This window comes from Acidovorax sp. sif1233 (genome assembly GCF_019218755.1).
Taxonomy (GTDB): Bacteria; Pseudomonadota; Gammaproteobacteria; order Burkholderiales; family Burkholderiaceae_C; genus Acidovorax.
Genome location: NZ_JAHUWZ010000011.1, coordinates 77,727 through 102,985 on the forward strand (window position 1 = coordinate 77,727; position 25,259 = coordinate 102,985).

Sequence of the window (25,259 nt, forward strand, 5' to 3'; positions counted from 1 at the left end):
GAAACCCATGCAACGAAGAACCATCCTGTCTTTGCTGGCGGCAACAGCTGCAGCTCCCGCCCTCGCTCAACTGCGCAGCCAGGCTCCACAACCACAGGCCCCAGCGCCTGACGCGAAACCCTATGACGTGCTTGCACAGCCCATCGCGGGGGATCGCAAGCGCGTTCGCCTACTCTTTGCCTACGACTGCCCTTTCTGCTTGCGGTATCACAACGGCCTCGTGAGCTGGGGTGCATCGTTGCCATCTGGCGTGACTTTCGATGCTTACCCCGTCATCCCTGACGGCGAAAACCCGAAGGTTGCGATGGCCGTGGTTGGACGGCTGATCGGCCAATCCCTCGCTCCCAAGTCCCTGCCCGCCTTTGACTACGCCATGTACACGGCCATCCAGGGCGACCCCATGTCCAGCATCCTTCCCAGCTCGAAAATGACGATGGACGATGTACTGGACGCCCTGGTACAGGCTGGGGTCAACCAGCGCGAGATGCAGCAGTTTCTGCGTACCAAGGGCAAGGGCATCGAGAAGAAACTTTCAGCCCACGTCAGCGCGATCAAAACCTACCAGTTGACCGCCACCCCCTCCGTGGCCATCGGCGGTCGCTATGTGGTCAATCCCGACCATTCACAGGGCAATCCCCAGCACATGCTGCTGCTTCTGAACGGCATTGTCAGCCGCGTTGTCCAAGGAGACACCCATGCGCTTTAACAAGCTGGCATCCCTGTTGGTCGCAAGCCTCTCGCTGTCCGTGGCGGTGGCCCAGACCACCCCCCTGTCGGACTATTTCAAGGGCTCCAACGGCAAGCCCCCCAAACTGCAGGCACCTGCGGCCGAAGAGATCCCTCAGTGGCTCAAGGATTCGCGCAAACTCAACGACATGCTGGGCTCCGATGCCAAAGTCCGCATCGAAAACCCCAAAGTCGTCCACAAGGTCAGCAAGGTGTTTGCAGGCCTCGATGCCTTTGTGGTGGAGGGAACGGAGTTCAGTGACGATCACCCAGACGGGAAGCAGCAGCTCTACTTCTTCTACTCGGACGCCGCTCAGGAATACCTTTTCGTTGGCATGGCCATCGACATGAAGCGCGGCCGAGATGTGAGCATGGATCTGGAACGCTACCTGCGTGGTCAGCTCGCGGAAAGCCCTGCGAAGGCGCTGCGGCCCGAGGAGATGCACAGCATCGACATGCCAGGTGGGAAGACGAACGCCCCACCCCTCACATTCGTGGTCGATCTGGGGCCGCAAGCTGGGAGGGACAGCTTCCTGAATGTGGTGCAGATGCACAGGTCGCTCATGGCGTCTGGTGACAACCCGCGCACGGTCAAGTTCATCATGGTGACCAATGCCAAGAACGAGTTGTCTGGCGCTGCAATGGCGATTGCCTATGGCTCTCACGCCATGAGTGGTGATGGTATTGCGCGCCTGGTGGAGTTCGCTCGGGCTGGCGAAAAGACTGCTTGGCTCCAACCACGCAAACTGGGGAACGACGCCGGCACCAAGCAAATGCTGGGGACTGGCATCTTCAAGCTGGACACAAACTCGACCCAAGCCCTCTTGGCCAAACTGGACACCCTGCCCCTGATCTACATAGGCTCCGGTGGGAAAACCAGCAACGTCCCGGTGCCACTTTCAGCGCCGGAATGGAAGAAGCTGCTGACGAGCAAATAGGTTTTACCCAACGTTAAAAAGCGCCAATCAACTGGCGCTTTTTTGTTGGGTGAGAGGACAGGGGGATTGAGGCGTCTCTGCCCGCCATGAAAGATGAGCACCGTAGCTCATAGCCTCTTCTTTCACTAGATCAATGGCGCCGCCATTGCCCCGGTGGATTTCGTACCAATGGTTTATGAGACGCGCAACATTGGACGTGTCAGTCAACTTAAAAAGGTCTACGTCAACACCCGAGGCTTCGCATAGCTGTTCAATGGCTGACCATTCGAAAAGGACCTGCCCATCCGATCCCCACCGAAGCTGCAGGTCCGCAAAGGACAGGCTGGGAGGAATTCGGAATGAGAGATCAAGATGGTTTCCTGATTCGATCATGCTATGAATTGTCGTGCATACAAGCCAATTTGTAATCAGTTGTATTACTTATTTGGTTGAAGTGAGGCGACATACGTTCCTTAATGATGAATTAAGGAAGTCGCGGCAAAAAAAACCGCCCTCTCGGGCGGCTAAGCCTCTAACTGAGGCGGGAGGGTCGGAGGAAATTTGAGTATCGGCCTAAATGATATTTACCAACAAGTAAAAAAGTCCGTATTGCGAACTCTTGGTTACTTCGCCTGTAAAGCCGCCAGCAGTTCCTTGGCAGGCATGTAGCCCGAAAAAGCCTTTCCATTGTCGGCAACGATGTGAGGCGTACCCTTGAGACCAACTTGATTGGCCACCTTGGACATCTGGACCAGTTCCTGCGCGGCCTTGCAGTCTGCGCCCGACGCATTTTTATGTGGCGCGTCCATGAACCCGTCCATGGTCTGGCGGGGATCTGCTGAGCAGAGCACTTCTTGGAGCTGGCGGCTTGTCAGGGTTCCGTTGCCAGAGCGGGCATAGGGGGCGTACTGAACGGTAATGCCCAGATCGTTCAAGCTAGCCACCTCCGAATGCAGGCGCTTGCAGAACGGACATGAAGGGTCCGTGAAAACGGTGATGGTGTGCTTGGCCTTGCCTTTCGCCGGATACACGATCAACGCATCCTTGCTGATGCTGCCCATGGCCTTGACCCGCTGATCCGTCAAGGCGTCCTCACTCAGGTTACGGCGTTCTTGGACGTTGAACATGGTCCCTTGAATCATGTAGACGCCATCAGGGGTGACATACGCCACATCCCCACCCGACACCAGCTCCCAGAGGCCTGGGATGTGGGCAGGTTTGATCGAGTCGATGACCAAACCCGGCATCGACTTGCGCAGCTTCGCGGAAAGAGCATCCACATCCGACTTCGACGCCACTTGGGGAGCACGCTCCCCTGAGGCATGAGCAGGAAGCGCAGTCACAGAGAGAGTGGCCACGGCCAGTGCTGCGGATGCAAGAATGATTCTGAATTGCTTGAGCATTGTCATTTAATTAGCTGTTGTTAATTGTTTGTCTATTGCAATGTTAGATGCATTTGAATTGCATTTCAATAGGTTTCAACTAGCTTTTTGCAGAGGTTGGCCGTGATGGAATTTGGAGATAGGGCCTGATGAGGTCTATGGTGCGATCAGCCGTCCGAAGCTTGGCCAGGAGATCCTTGGTCGTGAAATTCACGGTCAGCAGGGTTCCGTGTTGAGGAATCAAGGCTTCGACTACGAAACGCCCGATGTCGAAAAGGACGGTTGCATCAGTGGCCTCGCTTTCACCATCACGGATGAAGATGGGCGGAGTGATCGCCGCGTAGCGACCAGTAAGGCTTGAAATCAAGGGCTGGACATTCTTGTTCCGCCATCCACGGTCAATGGACAACGACACAAGTTGTGCTTTCTCATCGGGACCAAAGTCGAGGTTGATCATTGAGCAACCGTCGATTCCGAGCAGGCCCTGTTTGCTTGAGGTGGCCAGATTGATGAAGGCGCCTCCAGTCTCAACCGACTGGCCGTCAGTCACCATGACATAGCCCTGATGAGAGCTGATCAGAGATTGGATCGGAGAACGCACCTGCGTCTTCTTGGTCTCGGCAATACTGAGCCATGGAAAGACTGGCAGGGACGGAATCAGCATTTTTTGCTGCTCCGTCATTCCGCCACCGCGAATACCGTTTGCTTGCTGCGCGTTTGCAAGGGACTGAACCGCCGTGATCCCCGCAAGCAGCACAAAAACTCGGCGGCTAAAGCCGATCTGGTCCATAGAAATTCCCTCGTTCACTTGATCTCTTCGGCGAAGCCAAGGCCCGAACCGCCCTCCATGCGGGCACCGAAGCGACCGATGGACGAAGCTTCCAGGCCTGGTTGCGCTGTAGACCCGTCATAGAGGATCGTCAGGCTCTTAAGCGAGATCGAGGACCGACCCAGCGTGAAAGGGATGTCGTAGGTGCGGGCCGCGTTGATCACCACGCCCTTCGAATCGATACCCAGGTGCAGGACGTGCGCTCCATCGGCCAAGGCTGGGTCCAGGACGTAGCTGAAGCTGCGGTAGGTGGCGCTACCCGTGATCGGCACTGCGGATGCTGTGCCGGCATCCACCGCACCCGAGCCTGTAGCATCTTCCAGGCACTCCCAGCGCTCAATGAGGCCATTGATGGCCGACATGTCGGCATTGAGGCTGGCGCCGATCAGGCGGGCCGCACGGCAGGCAGGAACGAATCCCGTATCGCTCGCTTCGCTCTGGCTCACCACGTTGTTGATCATGGTCTTGACCGTGTAGGTGTAGGTCGTTCCCCGAGTCGGCGGTATGTCGATGAACTCGATACCAGAAATACCCGTCGCGGGCGTGACCTCTGCTGCGTCTCGAAAGACACGATATCGAATGGCGCTACCAGTCGCTACGGCTGGCCAAATCACCTGCACATCGTTCTCACGAGTTCCATCTGTTGCTGTAACCGTCAATGGTGCCTGAACGGGCAATCCGAACGCGGGACTGACAAATTCGAGCGGATTGAAGAGGGTGATTCCGGCAGGGGGGACGGCTCTGGCGACAGCAACAAGTTGGGCGGCATACAGCTGGGCGTAGTCCAGGTTACCGATAGTCCAAGTGCCATCAGATGAGACATCTTGTGAGGCCCCAACAGTACCTGCGTTCGGGGCCAGCCTGAGGTAGCCATTGAAGGCACCATGAAGACTAGAACTGAAGGCGCCACCGGAGGGTGCAATCGACGCACTCACCGTGGGGGTCGAAGCCTTGATTCCCGATGCCGTCACCGTCAGCCCTGCGGGGGCGACCGTCCAAGCAATGGGCACAACGACTACTTTTCCTTGGGCTGCTGCGGCTGGATCAGCGTAGGAAACGCGGATAGAAGCGTTCACCTGCTGCCAAGATGATGGGGTTGAGTTCAGGGTGGACGAAGCCATGAGGACTGAAGTTTGCTGGCCCGCATTGATGCCGTTCAAAGCGACATTCAGCAGACCTTCCGCAGGATCAAGCACTTCGACGCGGGCCTTGAGACTGCTGGAGAAGGCACCAAGATCGACGTTGATTTTCGCGAACTCACCACCAGCTCGATTAACCACGAAGCCTTGGCGGGCAGCGTCTCCAAAAGTGCCGAATGTGGGTGTCAATGTGACCGCAGGCAACGGAAGCTGCTGATATACGAGAGTAGACGTGGCGCAAACACTCGATGCGAAAACACTGTTCGATACCGATGCCTTGAGGTTGATCTTCACCTCGTCAGGTGAAAGATGTGGGGCAACAGGGAAGGTGGCAACCCAGTTAGTACCGTTGAAGCTCAATGGGTAATCGACACCATTGGACTCCCCTTTGATCTCACCCCACACTCGAAGCACAGCCGTCTCGACTGACGAAGCACCAGCGAGGGTTGCCGTGACAGTTCCTGTCGGATTGAATGTCGTGGACACATCGGTATTCACCGCCGTGCATTTGGGTGTGTCGTACACAACCACCGTTGCTGCAGTGGAAGGAGCGCCGTAGCTTGTTCCACTTTTCTGCATAACTCGCTGCAGCGTGTAGGTCCCGGCTGCAGACGGCGCCGTGCCGGTCATTGTTGTCGTGACCTGGGCATTTGTTGCAGTAGAACCAGTGAACGAGGTGAAGCCTACACCCCATTGAATAGCGCCGTTCGTCGCGTGATGCGATGTACCGTAAGCGGTGCCGGTCCATGTTTCTGAGCCGGTGTTTTTCCAGACTTGCGAGAACGTGAACGATTGACCAATACCAATTTTCGCGGGGATACCGGTTTGTGAAACAAATACTGGTGCCATCGCTGGCCTGATGTACCCAGTTTCTATAGCACTCCATGCCGATGTGCCCACGGCATTCTCTGCCCTCACTTGAAACTCAAAAACACTTTCGTCGGTTCGACCAGTCCAGTTGTAGGTAGTAGCGGCGGATGCCACCAAATCAGTCCAAGTAGAGGTTCCCTGTTTGCGCTGCTGCAAGCGGTAAGTGGCAGCTCCAGATGCGGCACCCCAACTGATACTTATGCTTCCAGTGTTTGCGCCGTCCGTAGCGAAAAGACCAATAGGGGTAGTCAGGTTCGCAGTACAAGCAGAACTGGTAACAGTCCATGTACCTGCAGAACAAGATGCCACGGCCGTGCCGTTGGCACCGGCAACAGCATTGACTAAGTTTAAAGTCCCACCTGAGTTCGTTTGGGTCGGAACCGCCGAACAGAAATTTCCCGTTCCCCAACTTACAGACGATGCCGGGCATTGGGCGGGAGCAGTGGTCCGAATTTCTAGATTGGCCCCCCCACCAATAAAGACCGAATACACCCCATTTCCTTGTGGAAGATCACCATAGGAAATTTCGTTATAACTGCTGTCTACGACAACCGGTAAAACCGTATCAATTCCGTTATTTTTTACGTAATATTCACCTGCATACGTACCTGTGAAGCTTCTTGACTGGCCAGGATTCAAGGTAACTTCACCACCTTGCTGGACCATTGCGCCACCTGAGCTAGAGTTGGCATAAAACCTGATAGCGACAGGGCTAGTTGATTTATTCGTTGCAATTGAAGTAAACGCAATCGCATACGTAGAAAACCACAAAAATCCAAAAGCGAGCAGAATTTTTTGGAAGAGTTTCTTCATATTATCCTCGACTTGGACGGTTTACTTTGATTTTGCCAATTTGGACATGAACGCTGCCGCATTCACATCTCCCTTACTTGCAGCCACGGCGTAAAGCCTTCTCGCATTTTCCGGGTCTGGTTGAGTGCCTTTACCGTTCTCCACCATCCAGGCGTAGGCTGTAATTGCCTTAATGTCACCGGCTTGAGAAGCCCTGTGATACCACTCAACTGCTGCGACATCATCTTGAACGCCATGAATCCCCTGCGCGAAAAAGTATCCAATTGCAGTCATCGCCTCTGCAACACCATCTTTTGCGGCAAGGTAATACCAGGTATATGCCAAATGGGGATTTATTTCGAGACCCATTCCACCTTTTTCATACTGCTCAGCAACAATGAACTTAATTCTTGGTATTGATTTATCCAAACCGTTTTCAATCAAAGGACGAGCTTCCTCAATTCGCCCACCATCGATATATCTCTCAGCCAGCATTACCAATGCTTCAGAACTGCCACATTCAATAGCTCGTTTGGCCCAGTATTCGCCATCTTTGCGGTGACCTCGCTCAAAGAAGTCAACGGCGGTCCGATACATAGCGGCCGGGTCACTGTCCTGGGCTCCCATCCAATTCAGATGCCGCTTCATGAATGAGCTTTGCTTGACGCCCCTACCCTTCTCGTACATCTCTGACAGGAAGCGGTTAGCGCCACCACTGCCCTGCTTTGATAGTGGGTACATGAGAGCAAAAGCGTCTTTCGACCGGTTCTGGTCAAGGAGTTGGTTAGCCTGGTCAACCTGTGCCTGGGTCAGGTTGGCTGAGCAGGCGTGAGCCGCACCGGCCCCAAGCAGGAACACCGCTGAAACCGCCAGCAGTCGGCGAATCACCTCTGCTCGAACAGCCTTGGTCTTGTCCATTCTTCTGACTCATCTGAAAATGAAGATGAGAAGATGGTAGGAAGACCGACCCCCGCAAACACCCCTAAAAAGCAAGCAAAAACCGAACGTTTCGATCTAGTTGCACGAATTGCAATTGAATTGCAATTGACAATTAATTTAATAATCGCTATAATACAATCAATTAAATAAAGGATCGAAAATGGAACTGCTGATCGTCATTGGTGTTGTGCTTGTTATCGGCTTTTTTATCAAGAAGTCCCAAGGTGGCGCAAGCCAGCCTCATCCAACTGAGGCTGACTCTGAGATTCAAGTTTTTAAGGACCTGGACGCCAACGGAAAAATTCGTGATGTTGGCGACCTGAATCTCTAACGCTTTGGGGAGGGAGTTTTTGCTCCTGGCGAGCTTTTCTCACCCCCACCACGATTTGCAGTCGAAGGCTTCGACAAAGTAGGTTGGGATGAATTGGTCGGCGCAGGTGCATGACCTCCACCAGATGGCGTCAGGTTGATACCACCATCAATTCCGAGCTTCGGAAGTCCACCCTCGGCACCGCCTTGCATTACCACGGTAGTGCTAGACCCACCCGCCGCATTGGACGGCGAACCTCCAGTCGATTTCGATACATCTCCCACCATACTGACGGCTCTATCCACGACGCCCTGTGACGAGATGCCAGCCGCCTTTGCTGCCTCCCCCACCATTCCTGCGGCCTTGTCAACTGAACCACCGCCGCTGTTACCGCTATTGCTGTTAGAAAACCATTGCATGGCGCCGTCAGCAGCCTTCTGACCTTCCTTCGCGGCCCCGTCTATCAGACTCGGCAGAGTCTTTGCTGGAACAACGCCACCGGTACCTTCCGCTCCCATAACTCCATTGTTTTTTCCTTCTTCTGGGGAACCAAAGAGCTTATGGTTGATGCTTGTGTTGTTCCCAGCCCCAAATTGTGAGATGTCGTGAGCTTGGGGCGCACCAGATTGATTTCGCAAACCTTGTTCCGTTGCATTAACCAACGGCTGCATATCCAATAGCTTTCCAGATTCACGCCTATTATTGTTTTCGGCATTTTCTTGGGCTTTCGCCCCTGCAGCCGTAACTGCAGCGAGGCCACCTTGAGCGCTCGCATTGAGGCCTTCAGCACGTTTTTTGTTGGCTGCAATATCAGAATCGACCTTTTTGCCGAATGAGTCTGTTGCAGCGGGATTCAGTTTCGCATCAGCCCCGCTGACAGCATTGGCAACTTCACCATTTATTTTCTTGCCCATGTCCGCGATATTAGAAGCAACTTCTGAAACTTTATCGAGGCCATTTTTGACGGCTTTCAAACCGGCAGTCATATCGGCACCACCAGCTGCCTTTGAAAGCTCTGCCATTCCAAGCTGCGCAGAGATCTTCTGTTGAGGTGTGGATGCAGTGGCAGACATATCGGACAGGGTTGACCAGGCTGCGGCCATTGCAACCTGGTCACGACTGAGGCCTATGGAAGAACCCATGGCATCGGAAGCCTTCATTTTTTGAGCTGCAGCATCCGTAAACGCCGCCTTTTGATCGGGCGTTAGAGATTGCAGCGCAATGCTCGCAACTCGATCCAAAGCGACGCCATCGTTACTGGTTGGGGGACCAAACTTTTTGCCGACCTGCGAGGCCCAGTTGGTGACCACATCACCACCTTTGGCTTCCTGTCCTACCTGTGATCCTGCTGTTTGTCCGGCTTGAGTGACTGCTTTGTCCGTTTTATCGAGGGCTTCCGCTTGTGAAGCAATCTTCGAAAAGGTGTCTTGCAAACTTTTGGCTTTGCTTGCAGTGTTGCCGTACTCGGAGCCGTTCGTACCGGAAACACCAGAACTGGCGGTAGAACCAGAAGAAACACTTGTCCCTTCGGTCGTGCCAGTCGATTTGTCGTTGCGCATTCCCTTTCCGTTACCGGCACGAACTTCTTGATTTACAGCTTCATTAACTGCGCCTGCAATAGATGCTGAAGCCTTGGCCCCTGTTCCAAGCACTTCAAAACCAGCGCTGCCTTCAAGGCCAACTCTTGCCGCCGCGGACTGTCCCTTTGTATTTGACTGGGATGCTCCCACGTCGAAAGACCCATATTGAGTTGTCAATGTGCCCGTCTTGGCGTCGAAAGAAGTTTTGACGCCGGCATCGGTCATGCGTTGTGCCAGTTGCTGGCCGCCCATTTTTTGAGCCGCGCTCTGAACAGTCTGGGCGAGTTCGGAATAGGCTTGTTGGGCCTGCGTTTGCATCTGTTTGCGGACAGCCGCACTTTGCTCACTCTGGAGACTTGCTCCACTTTGCACAGCACCGCTCGCACTCAGTGAAGGCAAACTTGGATAGGCTGCGCCACCATCCCCGGACATACCCACCGCTGATGAGGTCATACCACCTGCCATCGCGGCCTGCCCGCCGTATATCGCGTGCTTCATGCCCGCGCCGGGTATGCCCCCCTTCGCCCCAGGATTCATCACATCCGAGCCACCTCCACCGCCACCACCGCCGCCCTTGAGCACACCAGACGCATCACCCTTGCCAGATGGCATTGCCTTCGACACCATGCCCGAGAGCGCGAACATGCTCCCCGTCATGATGGCAAACATCAGGTAGGGTGCCTGCTGGATCATGTTGGACGCAGCAATAGTCGAGGTGTAGGCATGCCGCATGAAAAATGCCATGTACTCCGGTGTCATGGCCACCGGGCTTGAGATATTGCGGATCTCGCCTTGGTACCAGGACATGACAATGGCCATCATGGGAATCCAGCTCTGCGTCCACAGCCCGAAGAGAGCGTATGAACCAGCCACCTTTAAGCCACCAGCCGGGTTGGCAGCAACCACAAACATCACAATCGGGGTGGATGCGATGAAGACGAAAAACAGGATGTCCATGAACTTGGGCGCGGTGGTGCTCACCAGCATGCTCTGGTGCGCTTCCGTTTTCGCCCACTCGAACAAACTCGAATCGCGACGTAATGTGATGGCCTGATCAATCGGCGCACTGGCGCTGTACTTCATCGTGTCGGCCAGCGCATACAGGGTGACATTCGCAAATGCCAGCGAATCCATCTTGGAGTTGGAATCGCGGAGCTTGTTGATGTCATTCAGGGCCTCATCCCAAGTGCGCTCTGTGTTGTCCTGCGCACGCGCGATGGAGTTGTAGCGCTTGATCTCGGACCGATTGGCAAGGCCATTCATCGCTTTGGAGATGGTTCCTGTACCAGCTCGTTCAGCCTCAGCTACTGCACGGAGATGAGCAGCAGCCTCTGGGCATGAGGCAACCCGCCCCCCTCCCCCACCGGGAATGTAGGGATTGGCCGAGTCATAGATCACAACTTGGGCTTGAAGTGTCATCGTGTCAGCGAATGCACCAAGCACATCGGGTTTGACGCGGAAATCCATTGTGGACAGTTCACGGCCTGCGCAGAAACGAGCCGCCAGGCGCATCGTTTCCACGAGGTTCTGATCGACGCAAGACATCGGGTCCGATGGGCACATGGTGATGGCCATCAATGCTCGGGCTGGCGTAAATGGGTGCGATCCGCCACTGATCGACAGGTAATCCCCATCGACGTTGACCATCACAGCCTCAATCTTGTTCGTCATGTAGAGCGCAAAAGCTCCTGCAATGGACGCTGGAAGCGCAATCGCATACGGAACGTCATCCACGACCCTTGGGGGTGCGGCATTGTCGAACTGTTCGACAGTGACGGTCGTTTTGGGCATGAACATTGCCCACACGACAAGGAGCTGGACCAGCATCACATCCAGCCGGAGCCCATTACGGGTAACCCCTTGTGCGAGGATGAAGAGCAGAGACAACATCAAGCCTGTCTTGATGGCTGAGCCGACCCATCCATCCTGGCCAAAGAACATGGCCATGGACTGAAGAGCTGCCCCAACGGTAGCGGGGTCGGAGACCGTATAAATGGTGAATGCCATATCGATACCGATTTAACGCTGGTTGTTAGAGGAGCGGACAGGCGAAACGGTCAGCGTCTGCGACTGCTGAATGACCTTGTAGGCTCCATCGATCATGTCCATCACATCTCGTGATTGGGGACGCATGGCCGTGAGCTGGGCCGTCATGATCTCGATCTGCTTCTTGAAATCCTCGGGGGTATCGACCTCGGTTTGATTCGTGAACGTGTTGGCCGCAATGTTCAACAACTCCATCGCAATGATGTACTCGAAATACTTCGGGAGTTGTTGCGAAAGGACCAGACCAAGGGTCTGTGCAGCACCGGGCGTCTTTTGCAACTCCATCAGCATGAGCAAGATGGGCATTGGGATGACAGCTACCATCTGACGTGCCCGCACGGAAAGATTGCTGCCGTTCTCGTTGATGGCCTGTTTGTGAATGAAGGAACCAATCAGCGAGTCAGACGTGTAGGCCGCAGAGTTGTAGGCCTCAGTGGTACCAAAGAGCGCCAAGTTCACGATGTCCTCGACACCGCCCCACTCCGCCAACGTCATCTTGGAGGACACGACGCGCGTGCATCCCTCGTTGTAGTTGGAGCAGCGCCACATACCCACGCCTTGGGGACTTGCAGATCGAGCACGAAGAAGCTTGTCCCAGTGCGATACAGCCGATCCGATTACCAGTGGCTTGTTATCGCATCGCTCACTGGACGCACCAGCAGTGCATTCACCGTCCGAGGCTTCTTTGCTGCGAACGACCACCGTACCGAAAATCGACTGCACCATCTCAGTTACTTCCCGCGAGGACATGAAGGCGCGCAGAGTGTTATTGCCCGAGTCCATCGTCTGCTGGGCAGCTCGCCACACCATGTTGCCAAGAACGGGGTTGCTTTTCGCTGTATTTGCGTCACCACCCGTGGCAGTCTGTGTCGGACGCTCAGACTGGGATTTGTTGGTAGCGGCGGTCGCGTCAGCGCTGCGATTGGCCGAAACGCTGAGCGCTTCACCGATCTTTCGACCATGCTCCATCATCTTGTCGGCCGTCTGCGTCAGCGACGCCATCGAAATAGCGCAGGTGTTTTTCGCCAACGCATTCAGATCCCGGATGGCCTCTTCCAGCGTTTCAAGAATTGCGCCACAAGGGCTGCACATCGCCTGAATCGCAAGCTTGATGGCGTAGCCCACAGCATTCGCTGCGATGGCCCGGATCAGCTGCTCAAACTGCGCACCGTTGATAAAAGAGAACGATCCGAAGAAGATGTCCACGCCACCACATCCGGCATCAATCTTCGGCGCGGCAAACTGGACAATCTCAAATGAACGACCTGGAGAACGCAGGGATAGAGAACCGCCGTAGAAGCCCCTCAGACGCTGTGTGTTGATGGACTGGGCTTCGGTGCCGGAGGTCAAGAACATCTCTCCCAAAGCGTCTTTGAGTCCCGCTTGAGCATCGCGAGGGGTGCAGACCCCAGCCAACAGCGCCGCCGACAGCACCATGTTGACGGTACCGACATACCACTTCTTCAATGGGTTCTTTTTCATCATCAATACCTCTGCTCGATTCGTTTCTGCGCACCGGGAGTCAGCGCGCCCTTGTCTTTCGCCATTTCAGAGCCCAAGCTCTTGATGTCATCCGGGGTCAAGATGCCGCGCTCTTCTGGGAATGCGTTCTTGCGTTCTTGACCGGTAATCAGTCCCGCTGCATCACCTGCGACCAAAAGCCGCTCTTCCAGGAGATCCTGTGAAAGCAGCCCCTGAGTGAGAACAGTGATCTTTGCTGGCGGAACCACCAACGCAACAGCGGGACGAATGCCAATGCGAAGGGTTTTTGACTGACCTGCATCCTTGAGCACGGGCGCGTTGCCCATCAACCAGCTCGGCCGGTTTCCGTCTGGCGTGATGTAGAACACTTCGAAATCGAGTTCCTTCGCCATCCGAGAAACGATGGGGTACTGCATCGCGCAAAAGGGACACTGGTCGTCGAGGAACACCCACAGCCCAGCCTTCTTGTTCATTGCGCGAGTGGCCTTGCGCTTGCTCTCAAAGGTCCACCCCTGGAAGCTACCCCGCATGCCAGAGCTAAAGGGTGATCGCACGGATTCATCCAACAAGGGGTCGAGCAGCGACTGCTTCTGGAACTGCCGGGTGAAGTTGCTCGCCTTGTCGAGCATCACGCGCGTCGCATAGCGGTAATTCCGCACGTTGTCTTCCGAGGGGTCATCGATGGCGGTGTTGATGACACTCAAATACTCCTGCTGAAACCACTTCACGCTAAGAGGCTCAATCTCTGGCGGCTTCTGCTCTTTCGGTGCCTCCAGCTTGATGATGGACGGCATCGGAGGTGCCTTCTTCGGCGGCTCCTTTTTCTCTTCTTTGGGAGCTTCTGGTTCGCGCTCGTACCAGAACCAGCCCTCCTCTTGAGCCTTGTAGATGTTGTCGTTGCGCACAGGGGTGCGCTGCTGCGCGACTGCCGTGCCGAGCAACGCCACCGCCAAAATCGGCAACAGGACGCGTCGAATGCTCAGTCCATGCATAGATCGGAATACTCCAGTTCGTGTTTGGTCGTGGTGGCGTTCTTCATGCCCCCTTCCACCGCCTCTTCAAGACGCTTTTCCTTGTCTGCCGGCATTGCCTTGATGCGTTGGCGCATCGCCCCTTCGAAATCGGTGGTCTCGGTTACTCCACCGAGGCGTGCTGCCATGCGCTTTGAGAGACGCCAGTGGTACTGCGCAGTGAAGTTCTCTTCGTCGGGGAACCAGCGGGAAGCATGGAGGTCGCCAGTCAGCATCATGATTTCCGGCGACTGCCACTTCCACCGGTTGGACATCATTCGCACCTCATGCAGCGCAACGGCACGCTCACCTTCAGATAGCTTCGAAAGGGATTGAGTGAGGAGCCTCATGTAGTGGTAGGCACCCGGAATGTAGGCATTCCGCGCTGAGGCGCGATAGTGGAGAAAGGCCTGCTTCTCATCGACCTTGCCCGTGGCCCCGGTTTCCTTGAGCAAGCCAGCCAGGTAGTGAGACTGGGCACCAACTGCTCCACGGGAGCTGAACGAGGAGGCTCCAGACCTGTTCAGCAACCCAACGATCCGTTGTGCAAGTTGGGGATTCACACCATCGGTAGCTGACTGGTACAGCATCAAGGCTGCATTCCATCCAGCTTCAGGAGACTTCTGCGCGCGTTCGTACATCCTCAGGGCCATACCCTCATCCTTCGGGTAGCCGTAGAGTCCCCTGCGCGCCACGTCGCCGCGCGCACGAAGCATCAATGCATCACCAATCTTCAGTTTCGCGAGGACCTGTTCAACCGACTTCTTTTTGGCCTCGGCGTTGGCTTTGGTTGTGGGCTCATTGGACTTGGCCAGGTGAATGCAGACGGAGATACGGTTGTTGTCCTTCGCGGATTCCTGTACCGCTTGGACCACACCTTCAGAACCCATCGAGGGCAGGCACACCAAAGCAGTAATTGCCACTACCGAAAAACGGAATTTGCTCTTCATCGAAATTTCCCCCCGTTCCGAGGCGCGACAGCTTCGATACGCTTTTCACCTGGCGGTGGGATCAACACCTTTGTAGCCTGCGCAATAGCGAAATCCCGCGCCGCTTCTTCCTGACCTGGCGTGGCGGACTTGGGCTTCTGGGTCGCTGCTTCGGGCAGGGCTGAACGCTTGGTATCTGCAACAGGGTCAAAACCTCTTTTGCCCTTGTTCTTCGCGATGGGTTTGTTACCCTTCTCCTCGGCCACTGCGATGAAGATGACAACAACAACAATCAAGACAGCGCCCCACGCTACCCATTGATGCAAGCTACCTGACCCCATACGTGCCACACTCTCCGTAGTTGAAAGACAGGCCCTAAAGGAATCGAATCCGGCCCAAATATCCAACTGATGGTACGAAGCGCCCCCCCTCAAAAGGGTGGTGAAAAGCACGCAAAACCGTGACGTTTAAGGAAACCAAAAAAAAGAGGTCACCTGCTGGTGACCTCAAGGGGGGGTTATCGTTGTCGATTAATGAGTTGTTTTACATCCGGGATAGGTAAACGGCATCTTGCGTCGATCTAGGTCAAAGCAGTTTTCGCCCATATCACGCAATGTCTGGGTATTGCCCATCACCGTGTCCGTATTCTGGCCCAGCAACTCAGCCGATTTCATGGCCGGTACTTGCGTCGTGTAGTTGCCCGATGGATCCGCATCGCGGCCAACGACCATGGTCTCCTTGAGTTGGTTCTGAGACACACCGAAGTTCGTGCGTGGATCTGATGGGTTCAACTGTCCGCTCTCTATCAGCGCATCCGTCCACTCAGTCAGATCGACTTGCGACCAGTCCACTGCAGCGAGTTCAAAGGCTGTAAAGCCGCCGCAGTTGATGTTGCATCCGCCAAGGGTACTGCCGTCATTGGCCGACCTGAAACCACGCGGTCGAGAACCCGCCAAGTTCTTCGAGATGATCTGCGTGGAAATCACCCTCACGGCTATCGATTTGTAGCAGCAGTAGAGCTGTCTCTTCTCGACACACCCAAGTAGGAACACCTTCTTATTGCAGCACGAATCAGCGAAGGTGCACAGACGCCACTTGTCGTTCATCCCCCACTCGTATTCCTCCTTCTTGCACGCGAAGATGATGTGACCGATGAGGCGCGCAATGCTGTAGATCTGGAAAGCGAGCATCAGGTTCTGGAACCCAGCAGTGAACTCCAGCTTCCCACCTGGTCCCGACTGAATCACCATGCTGGCCAAATCCTGCCCCCCAACCTGGGTGAGGACGTTATTCAGCCCTGACATGAGTTGCTGCTGGAACCCATCGATCAGGTTTGAAACACCCATCCCCTTGGGAGCATCAGCAATGCCAACAGGAGATGCGCCCCCGCCAAACAAGTTGTCGAACCCAGCACGGAAAGGGGTGATGAATTTATCTGTGACGAACTGGGAGGCACTGGTGTAGGCATCCACCACAGGTGCTTTGATTTCACCGAAGAACCGAGAGACCTGGTTGTAGATGTCAGCGCCTTGCATGGCTTCCATCACGCCCATCCGTTGAGCCAGTTTGCCCAGTGTCATTGCTGCCTGCAGGTACTCCATCCAACCAGGTGCGGAAGAGGCACCTTTACGGGCTTCCTTGCAGCAGTTGGGTGTAAGGCCGATCTCATTGCCAATCGGGATCTTGCAGTACATCGCTTTGCCGCCAAAGATGTAGGGGGTGCAAGTCTGCGTGACGCTGGTGGGCTTCTCGCCAGTTTCGAGGCACACCATGTCATCGATCATCGCGTTGACGGCCTCCATCGCACCAACTGCACGCGCGAAGTCACCACCGTGCGAACCAGCCAAATTCGGCCTATGGCATTGCGTGCCCAGACACCGCATCGCACCCGAGCATGAGTCGCCCAGCTCCTCAACGATCACTGGGATGTTCGACTGCTTGGTTTCACCGCAGTCGTAAGCAATCGTCGGGTTGTAGCACTGACCAGTGAATGGGCCCTTGAAGCGTGTATCACAGCCATCAGCGGAGGGAACACGCTTACAACTCGTGGAGTTTTCGAGGGGCACACCCTTATCATCGGTTGCCAAGTTGCAGTCTGTGGCCCATTGCTGGCCATCTCGCATGAAAGAGCGCAGTGTCCCTGCCTCGTTGTTCATGGTCGAGCAGCTTGTGAATGGCTCCGCGTCGGCCTGCCAGCACATCTGGTCATCAATCATCTTGATGGCAGGACCGTTGGGCACAGGCTCGGCACCAACACCGTTGTCATAGTCAGTCGGCATCGTCGCTGAGGCGTCAGTGCCCCAGTTCTTCAGCAACTCAACGATGCCTGAATTGGGAAGTCCAGGTCCAAAAGTGACCCCACCAACGGTTCGCGTGGGTGCCGTATCGGTACACACCAACTTTCCACCCTTGCAGAAGCCGTCCGCAACGTACTCCATATATTTCTCGCCACCTGCAAACGTGTTGATGGTGACCGAATAGGCCTTGGCAATGAACCGGATCTCATGAAGGGAGCCGTCTCCAATGGCTGTACCTGAAGGCAACCATTGCTGTGAAGGGGAACCGAAGTTGGTGAAGCCACCGGTAGCTCCCAACTCAGCACGAACACCGTCAAAGGCATAGGATTTCGCGTCCCCACCCATCGGGTAGTGCATGTATTCAAGGAACCGGCCTTCACTCCCGCCCAGCGGGTCATCAGGAATCTCCGTACTGCATCGACCCTGACCAGGACACTGCGCAGCGCCCATGATGGGGAAACTCACATCAATGGGGCCTTGAACGTTGGCCAACTCTTTCTTGTAGGTATAGAGCAGGTTTCCATCTGCATCTTTGACCTGTTTTCCGGTCATCGGATCAATGATGGGCACCTTGATCTTGTTGAAAGCCTTGACTGTCAGATAGTTGTGGTCGCCGATGAAGGAAAGGCCAAACGAGCGCTTGATGCCTTTGAAACCGTCTGGGAAGGGATTCACCAGCGTCTCTGAGCACATCTGCATGTTGGGAATCCCGTAGGAGCCTCCCTGCACGACCTCAATGCGAGAAACTGAATCACGCCTGCATTGACCCACCAACTCATTGGCCTTGGCGCTGGAGCTTGCGTTTGCGCCCGCGATCACACCCGCCCGAATGGACGGGTCGCTGCTGTAATCCTTGCGATCACCATTCGCGGCAATCTGATCATTGAACGTCTTCCCGTAGCGATCTGCACTGGGGTTCTGCACATCGTCGTACATCGAAGCAATATTGGCCCCCAAAGCACCTGGGCACCAGCGGATGGGGTCTCCACCGATGGATGCCACTTCGCACACCTCGGGCGGATCAGACGGGCAAGGTGTCCCTGCAGCGGGTTCCGTATACGTGACTTTGGTTTGATACAGATCTGCCGTGAGGTAGACAGCCGTGGAGCCTACGGGCAGGGTGTAGTTGATGACTGGCTTGAACGCGTCTGCAGGCGAGCCATAGCTGACAAAGGGGCCGATGATGCGCTGGACGCCACCACCCGTTGAATACCCCAACCAGTGGTTGTACGTGAAGTAGTTCCGTCCCTTCGAGCTGGTGAACGGTGTGTACGTGTACTTGACCGTGTGGGTGTCACTGACCTTTTCCCAGTAAACGCTGGCCGTCGCGCCAAGAGTGGCAACCTGCAGGTTCAGAGGTCCACCCTTGTGTGTGCTTGGCTTCGTGATGGTCTGATACTCAACAGGGTTTGTACCTGGAATGGGTTCCTTGACCAAATCGAAGAACTCCACCTTCAGGATGCGGTGATTCGGGCTTGTCGCGGCCAAATCAACGTTCTGCCTTTCGCGGAGGACAAACTCTGTCTTGCGGCACCCATCACGCCGCAGATTGCGGCGGTTCTGCTCTGCTGCATCGCCTGCCAAAGCAGGGTTGTTGTAAAGGGTGTTGCCCAGATTGCTCAATTGGTCCGCTTCTGACTTGTTGAAGCCAGGCATCACCTCCGTTAGGTTGGAGCGACCTGCGGTTGTCTGATTGGAACCAGGCTCAACACGGTCGGTGCTATTGACCTGGTTAGCCATGTCGGCTCGCTGGAAGGTCGAGCGACCAATTGCTCCCCCGGCCTCTGCGCCCGTCACAATTTCCTGTACGGCACGGGTGCCGGCGCGCTCTGCCTGTTTTTGGGCCTGTGCTGCCGCACCTGGATCTGCAATGATCTTGGGGTCACGTACCGGTGGCTCGTTCGAATCAATCCGAGGGCCACGGACTTGGGTGGCTTCGCCATATCGGCCAGTCAGTAGCTTGGACGCGCGGCGGTTGATAAGCGTATCGCTCGTGGCGTCATCAACGCGCCTATCCTGAACTGCAGCCTCACGCTGCTGTGTGGTGGTGTCCAGATCAGGGAGTCCTTGTGCGTAGGCAGCAAAGGACATGAACGGCATGCCAAACGCCGCCCATACCAGCATGCCCCTACCGACAGCCTTGACAACGCGTTCACGGGTTGTGGGCACCATTTCAATGTGGTGGTTCATCATCATGGGGTAATGCCGAAGCAGCAGTCGGTCCACTGGAACAAAAGATAGCTGTGGTCCTCGCCAGTAGCGGGAACGTCTCTCCACATGCCCCAGGCCGCAGTGCTGGACCCTGTGGCATGGGTACATGTCCCAAAGCGTTGGGGAGGATTTACTTCCTGAACCTGTGAGGTGGTAGTAGCTGGAGCTGGGGCGCCGGGGAGCCTGCCGTTGACCTCAGGTGAGGGTGCTAGGAACTGCCACCGATACGCATCCTTGCGAATGATGAAACGCGTGTTGCGCTCACACAGATTGTCATTGCCTACTGTCTCGTTGAGCATTCCCAGACGATGCAGAAGCGAGAGCGCCCGTGCACCCGTCAAGCTCGTGAACTGCACGGGGTCAACCATCTTCCCGACACCATTTCCGAAGAATCCGGTGATTGGGTACATGTTTCCCCAAGTGCCAGCAACCCAGAACAGGTTGTTCAACGGCTTGCCGAGGGTAGATGACGCCCCATCCACAGGCATGGCGAACATTGCGTTTACTCCCGTGAAAAGCAGCATCTCGGGGTTGATGAACGTGGTGTAGCGGCCAATCGCATCGTTCCAGTTTGGGAACATAGGGCTCGACTGCAGAAGGTCGAACTCCGTGAGGCCGTCAGGTGGACATGCGCCGTCATCGATCAAACGGAGCATGTAGATGAGAGGAAAGCTGTAAAGCGTCCAGTTGGCAAAAGCCTCATGGCGATCACTGCGGCCGAGGTTCGCCCCTCCATTCAAGAAGTTGATGCTCGCAAACGGTAGCTCCATGCCACCCAGGGACGGTAGGCAATATGGACGGCGAGTGACATCCAAGATCTTCGCTGGAGCCCAGAACCCAACTGTGAAGCCGATGCGGGGCAACTGACCCTTTGTCAGGTCACCACCGCAAGCGCAGATGATCTTGTTTGTTCGATCTGCTGGCTCCCCGCTCTTACCGGGGATCATGGTGGCGCCCATGAGCTTCATTGGGAACATCCCAGACCAGCACACATCCTTGAACATGGTTTCCAAGGGGTTGTAGCTGCTGCATGACAGCTTCATCTGGTCGGCATTGGCTGGAGTGACTGAGGTAGCCAGAAGCATCCCGATCACGAGGAGAACGGATTTCAATGATTTCCACATGGGAGTCAGCCCTTGGTTTGAGGGTTGAAGTAGCGGATGCGCAGTCTGTCGCCATCCTGTTCAACGATGGCAGGAACTGCTTGAATACCAAATCGCTCACCGAGGCGCTTAAAGAGAGGGAACACGGGTCTGTTGAACTTCCGCACCAGCTCTTCCATGGCCACGCCACCACCAGGTGCTTGAATCGTGCTGCCGACAATGAAAACGTCAGCGCCTTTGTATTCGGGCCTGCGCAGCCACGATTGGACAAGCCGTACCTGGCGCTCATCGGTTGCGTCAACCGCGATCACTGGTACCTGCAGCTTTGTGTGGTCAAGGAGTCGGAAGGTTTGCCCTTCCTTTGCCAGCACAACTGTGCCTTTGCCGTCTGGTCCTGGACCAGTCACATCCTCAGGGACAGTGAATGTGGGAACAAAAAAATCCGTGGAGTCTTGCACCACTGTGGGCAAATCGAAATTCGGCTTGAGGTTCTGCGCAGCGCGTGAACGAGCACGCGCAAAAGCGCTCTCCCAGTCGTACTTCTTCGAGCGCTCCTCGATGACCGAGAGAATGTCGGGCTCGGCAATGGCATACAACTCGCCAGCCTTGTAGTTCCCGCCCTTTCGAGCGCGCTCGCGCGCACCATCAATGCTCACGGTCCCCTTCACGGAATACCATTTGTCTTTGTTTTTGACGAGGTACACCGGGACCTCAGTCACGTTGTAGGCACGGAATGCGTTTGGATCGACCTCGACAAGGACATCATCCTTGTACGGGTCAGGTAAAAGCATCCTGAGCTTTTTCAGGAGTTCGCCCACCTTTTGGGGCTCGAACCCTCTAACTACGAATCGAACGCGCTTTGCGCCTTCGTCCAATGCCTGCCGGAAGAGTGAGCGCAACACACCTTCAGGCATGCCTGAGGAAATGAAGATCTGTACATCGAAGTCCAAGGCGTTCGTTGCTGTTTCGCCTTCTGGCGAGACTTGCTTCGAATAGCTCTCGCGCATGTCATGCATCCACGGCGCAGGTGTGGATGGATTGGCAGAGACGCCGAAGTCTCGGAGCGTGCCCTGAGCCTGCTGCTGAAGTTGAACAGGCTTGCTGACCTGGTGCGGGTTGTCCTGCCAAGGCGCGCGGGTTGCGGGTGCTTGGGCTGCAGCCAGAAGCGGCAGACTAGAACAAAGGAATAGCGTAGCCCAAGAATGCTTCACGATTAACAGCCCCCCAGTAACGGGAATCAAAACTCTCTTTTGTGGTACCCATCAGGAAGAGCTGGCCTTCCTGCAGCGTGAAATCAGCGTCGAAGTCTCCGGGCGCCTTGCCAGGAATGCTCTTCGCCAGCCAAAGCCTTTCGGCGTGTTTTCCGTTGATCCAAAGTTCGGTTCCTTCAACCTTCACAGAATCACCAGCAACCGCTGCAATCTTCTTCACGATCCGGTCACCTTCTCTGGCGCCGACTCCTAGTCCCGTCTTTGGCATTCGCGCGAGAACGTAGTCGCCGACCTTGGGCTGATGAGGCATTCCAGGCTTCCACAGGTAGACCAGCGAAGGCATGCAGGCTGGTTGTCCTATGAGTCTTTGAACGTCGAGGCCTACCCGAATCCCGGTGAGCCAAAGTCCAAGACAGATCAGCCCTAAGCAGATCGGTGTGGAGATGAGTTGAAATCGCACGAATGAGCGGACAAAGCGCATCCCCGCGCCACCCCGCTTCTCCGGGGGGCGTGCATCTGAAATGCTCATGGTCTTACCCTATCTGGCAGGTGGCTGAGCTGTCTTGGCTGGCTCCTTGGGCAGGAATCCAGCCGCTACCAACTCGCCGCGCAAAGAGTCCGTGATGTCTACGAGATCGTCTGGGGCAACGATCACCACATCTGATCGCAATACAGTCGTTCCGTTGTCCGCATGGGCGCGCAAGCGCTGCTGCAACTCGCTCGTAAAGGCCGCTGATTTCGCAGTCATCTCGCCGACTGGAACGGCACCAGTGGACACCTGTTCACTCAGGCCCATGATGTATTCCTGAACCAGCTTCTCGAAGTTCACTACGGCGATGCTCTTGCGCTCTGCTGGCGCTGAGAGATATGGACCGCCGAACCTCACGACGCACACAGCAACGAGACAGGAGATGATGGCTATCAGAATGGCATCAAAGAGCAAACCTGACGCCGCCCCCCCCTTTTTAGACGCCCCGGTGTTTGTAGTTGTGTTTTCGCTCATGTGTCACCCGTGCTTGGCAATGAAGCTCTCGATGGCCTCAACTGGATTGACGCCCTTTTCAATGGCGTTGATGATTTCCGACCGCTCTGGGTCTGAAGTGGAAAACAGAACCTGGGTGAAGCGGTCCACGACGAGGCGGGCAATGCCGACGCTCTCATTCGCATAGATCATCACTTCAGAGTAGGCACCCTGAACGCTGTGAATGGTGCGCATCTGTTGGAAGGAGTACGGATCAAGAGAGAGGTATCCCTCGCGCTCAACCGTCTCGACAGTTTCGCTGGTCTGCTTCATGATCAGCTTGAATGCGCTATTGGCAGCAATGGCCTTTCCAGAAGCAGATTGGTAGAGGTCGGCGATGGATTGGGTGACGATGATGGCGCTCGCGTTGTACTTACGGAAGCGGCGGAAAGCGTGCTCCATGAAGCGGGCAACCATTGGGTCGTCAAGCAAGTTCCAAGACTCATCAATGACCACCACGCGTGGACGGCCATCGTTTGACATGTAGATCTCCGCCTGAATTGCGGCAATGATCTGCATGAGAACGATCTGCTGTAGCGCGGGTTTGGGCCCGAGTGCTTCCAGTTCCAGACAAACGAAGTCCTTGTTCAGATCCAAATTGGCGGTGCCGTTGAACCAACGTCCCTCAGAGCCGTGATCCGTGTACCGGTAGAGCATGTCGCCGATATCGCGGACCCGCTGGTTGTCATCCCCTTCGAGTGAGCGCATGTACTGGGCCACATCGGTGATGTTTGAGTAGTTGCCCTTGCTACCAAAAACAGCCTTGACAGCTTCCTCAATCCGCGAACGGTGATAGTCCTCCAATCCATCTTCGGGCGCCGCCATTTTTTCAATGATCGATTGAATCAGGCCGACCTCATCATCGATGTCTTTGACATGGGTGAAGGGATTGAGGCATGGGCTTGAGTCCGGGTTGAACTCGATGAATTCGCCACCGAGCCACTTACACAGCTTGTAGTACGACCGACCGATATCGATGGTGAATACCTTCGCCCCCATTGAGAGATATTCGGCAACCATGGCCTGTGTCAAAAAGCTCTTGCCGGCGCCAGATTCAGCAAAGATCACTGCATTCGCATTGGTACTCGAATCCCGGAGGTCCAAAGACATGATTTGGCCACGACGACTCTGCAGCAGCATCGCGTAACCCTTGTCCTTTTTGAGCTGGTGGGAGCTTCCCTTCCACTCCCCCAGGATGGGCAAGAACGTTGTCGCATGTTCAACGGCCATCGTTTTGAAACGGAAGGTGTTCTTGATGCTCTCTGCAGAAGGGAACATTGGGAAGGCGTTCCAGAACACTGGCCACATGACCAACTTCTCTTCGCCCATTGCAAACTGGAACGCCTGGAGGTAGGTGCGCATCGCGGCCATCTGGCGCGATAGGGGCTCGCGTTCTTTGGCATAGACAGAAACAGAGAGCGATGCCTCAACGACCGTCGCACCAGTGTCAATCGCCGACACCATGATGTCCATGCCCTGCTTCTTTGCACCCAGCTTCGGCACGAACTTGATGAGCGGACCGAAGGCCTGGTAGGTGATCATCCCGGCTTTGGTTTTCACAGCAGAAGTCTTCTTGTGCTGTGCTGGATAGTGCATCGTCAGGTTGATGTGGTACGGAAATTTGATCTGGTTGTTTGCGCCTTGTGGGTCACCGATCATGAACGCCATCAGGTGCAAGGCGTTTTCTTTCGGCCAACGCTGAACTGACAGGATCTGATTCAATGTGCCATCCGAGAACTCCAGATGGTCTTCATGAGTGGCTATCCACTCTCCGGGAACAAATACCTGCTCATAGAGCGGTTGATCTTCGCGAACGTCATCGACTTTTGGCGGTTCGAACGGATGCGTAATCCGGTGCGCCAACCGCACATATTCCTTGTCCGTCATTCGCTTGGTGAACAGCCCGCATGCTTGCAATGATTCGGCGAGCTTGGCCCCGCTTTCCGACAGCAGCTCCAGTTCAACTTTGTCCGCTTCTTCGCCCTTGTAGGGCATCTTGAGCGTGATGACCACGAACCGGTCCAAGAGCTTTGTCCCGAAACTGGGCAAGTTCGATTGCTCGCGCGCTTTGGACATGAACTCGATGCGGCGCTTGTAGTAGGCCTCGACCCCTTGCTTTGTCGTCGCGTTCTGGAGCCGATGAATACCCATCTCGCGGCGAGCCTCGTATCGCCCCAGCGGGATATCGATGTCAGGCATTGCAAACAGGCTCACCTGAACAAAGCTGCCTTCAGGGAGAGGGAGCGAAAATGCTCCCTTGAGCATTTCCGCTGTCGTGTCATCTGCTCCATTGACCGGGTTGCCCCAGTAGCACACTCCGATGTGGCCATCGTTGCAGAGAAAAATCCCCGTATCGGCGTCCTGCGCTATGACCGGAATGTAGTCATTCGGACGGTAGCGTTCGGCGGCGCGACTCATCGCGCGATGCAGAGCAGACATTCAATCCCCCTTGTGTGTAGTCGTGC

Annotated in this window: 19 protein-coding genes; 3 read left to right on the forward strand and 16 right to left on the reverse strand. The window is 55.5% G+C overall.

Going from position 1 to position 25,259, the window contains the following annotated elements; genetic code table 11:
• Positions 1-7 precede the first annotated feature (7 nt).
• Complete coding sequence (locus KW843_RS24930) at positions 8-706, forward strand: hypothetical protein (protein ID WP_218297816.1); 699 nt, start codon at positions 8-10, stop codon at positions 704-706.
• The gene (locus KW843_RS24935) at positions 696-1,664 is read left to right on the forward strand and encodes a hypothetical protein (protein WP_218297817.1); all 969 of its coding nucleotides are present in this window, start codon (positions 696-698) and stop codon (positions 1,662-1,664) included. The genes KW843_RS24930 and KW843_RS24935 overlap by 11 nt, the downstream gene beginning before the upstream one ends.
• A 27-nt stretch (positions 1,665-1,691) precedes the next feature.
• Here KW843_RS24935 and KW843_RS24940 read toward each other — a convergent pair whose 3' ends face one another.
• The 5 genes from KW843_RS24940 to KW843_RS24960 all read right to left on the reverse strand — a co-directional run bounded on the left by KW843_RS24940 (position 1,692) and on the right by KW843_RS24960 (position 7,573).
• Entirely contained in the window at positions 1,692-2,036 is a 345-nt protein-coding gene (locus KW843_RS24940; RefSeq protein WP_218297818.1) for a hypothetical protein, read from the reverse strand.
• A gap of 230 nt (positions 2,037-2,266) precedes the next feature.
• The gene (locus KW843_RS24945; protein ID WP_218297819.1) at positions 2,267-3,052 is read right to left on the reverse strand and encodes a DsbC family protein; all 786 of its coding nucleotides are present in this window, start codon (positions 3,050-3,052) and stop codon (positions 2,267-2,269) included.
• A 73-nt stretch (positions 3,053-3,125) separates the two neighbouring features.
• On the reverse strand, positions 3,126-3,815 hold the full coding sequence (locus tag KW843_RS24950; protein ID WP_218297820.1) for a hypothetical protein: 690 nt from the start codon (positions 3,813-3,815) through the stop codon (positions 3,126-3,128).
• A 14-nt stretch (positions 3,816-3,829) separates the two neighbouring features.
• Positions 3,830-6,676 (reverse strand): fibronectin type III domain-containing protein, encoded by a 2,847-nt coding sequence (locus tag KW843_RS24955; protein ID WP_218297821.1) that lies wholly within the window; start codon positions 6,674-6,676, stop codon positions 3,830-3,832.
• A 21-nt stretch (positions 6,677-6,697) separates the two neighbouring features.
• Complete coding sequence (locus KW843_RS24960; protein WP_218297822.1) at positions 6,698-7,573, reverse strand: tetratricopeptide repeat protein; 876 nt, start codon at positions 7,571-7,573, stop codon at positions 6,698-6,700.
• A gap of 181 nt (positions 7,574-7,754) precedes the next feature.
• Between KW843_RS24960 and KW843_RS24965 the strand changes: the two genes are divergently transcribed.
• A complete protein-coding gene (locus KW843_RS24965; protein WP_158605798.1) occupies positions 7,755-7,925 on the forward strand; it encodes a hypothetical protein in 171 nt (56 codons plus the stop codon).
• On the opposite strand, the gene KW843_RS24970 is transcribed toward KW843_RS24965, so the two are convergent.
• The 11 genes from KW843_RS24970 to traC all read right to left on the reverse strand — a co-directional run bounded on the left by KW843_RS24970 (position 7,922) and on the right by traC (position 25,233).
• A complete protein-coding gene (locus KW843_RS24970; RefSeq protein ID WP_218297823.1) occupies positions 7,922-11,491 on the reverse strand; it encodes a conjugal transfer protein TraG N-terminal domain-containing protein in 3,570 nt (1,189 codons plus the stop codon). The two genes, KW843_RS24965 and KW843_RS24970, sit on opposite strands and share 4 nt — an antisense overlap.
• Before the next feature lie 12 nt (positions 11,492-11,503).
• Entirely contained in the window at positions 11,504-13,015 is a 1,512-nt protein-coding gene (locus tag KW843_RS24975) for a conjugal transfer protein TraH (protein WP_218297824.1), read from the reverse strand.
• A complete protein-coding gene (traF, locus tag KW843_RS24980) occupies positions 13,015-14,004 on the reverse strand; it encodes a conjugal transfer protein TraF (protein WP_218297825.1) in 990 nt (329 codons plus the stop codon). Before traF ends, KW843_RS24975 begins: the two co-directional genes overlap by 1 nt.
• Positions 13,992-14,972, reverse strand: coding sequence for a hypothetical protein (locus KW843_RS24985; RefSeq protein ID WP_218297826.1), 981 nt, complete (start codon positions 14,970-14,972; stop codon positions 13,992-13,994). Before KW843_RS24985 ends, traF begins: the two co-directional genes overlap by 13 nt.
• Positions 14,969-15,247 carry a hypothetical protein gene (locus KW843_RS24990; RefSeq protein ID WP_218297827.1) on the reverse strand — a complete coding sequence of 93 codons (279 nt, stop codon included), beginning with the start codon at positions 15,245-15,247 and terminating at the stop codon, positions 14,969-14,971. Before KW843_RS24990 ends, KW843_RS24985 begins: the two co-directional genes overlap by 4 nt.
• 234 nt (positions 15,248-15,481) lie before the next feature.
• Positions 15,482-19,444: a conjugal transfer protein TraN gene (locus tag KW843_RS24995; RefSeq protein WP_255594936.1), complete on the reverse strand. Its 3,963-nt coding sequence runs from the start codon at positions 19,442-19,444 to the stop codon at positions 15,482-15,484.
• Positions 19,441-20,583 (reverse strand): TraU family protein, encoded by a 1,143-nt coding sequence (locus KW843_RS25000; protein WP_218297828.1) that lies wholly within the window; start codon positions 20,581-20,583, stop codon positions 19,441-19,443. Before KW843_RS25000 ends, KW843_RS24995 begins: the two co-directional genes overlap by 4 nt.
• Before the next feature lie 5 nt (positions 20,584-20,588).
• Positions 20,589-21,569, reverse strand: coding sequence for a TrbC family F-type conjugative pilus assembly protein (locus tag KW843_RS25005; RefSeq protein WP_255594937.1), 981 nt, complete (start codon positions 21,567-21,569; stop codon positions 20,589-20,591).
• Between the two features lie 166 nt (positions 21,570-21,735).
• Positions 21,736-22,302, reverse strand: coding sequence for a signal peptidase I (lepB, locus tag KW843_RS25010; RefSeq protein WP_255594938.1), 567 nt, complete (start codon positions 22,300-22,302; stop codon positions 21,736-21,738).
• 9 nt (positions 22,303-22,311) lie between these two features.
• On the reverse strand, positions 22,312-22,776 hold the full coding sequence (locus KW843_RS25015; protein ID WP_218297830.1) for a TrbI F-type domain-containing protein: 465 nt from the start codon (positions 22,774-22,776) through the stop codon (positions 22,312-22,314).
• 3 nt (positions 22,777-22,779) lie between these two features.
• A complete protein-coding gene (traC, locus tag KW843_RS25020) occupies positions 22,780-25,233 on the reverse strand; it encodes a type IV secretion system protein TraC (RefSeq protein ID WP_255594939.1) in 2,454 nt (817 codons plus the stop codon).
• Positions 25,234-25,259: the final 26 nt, after the last annotated feature.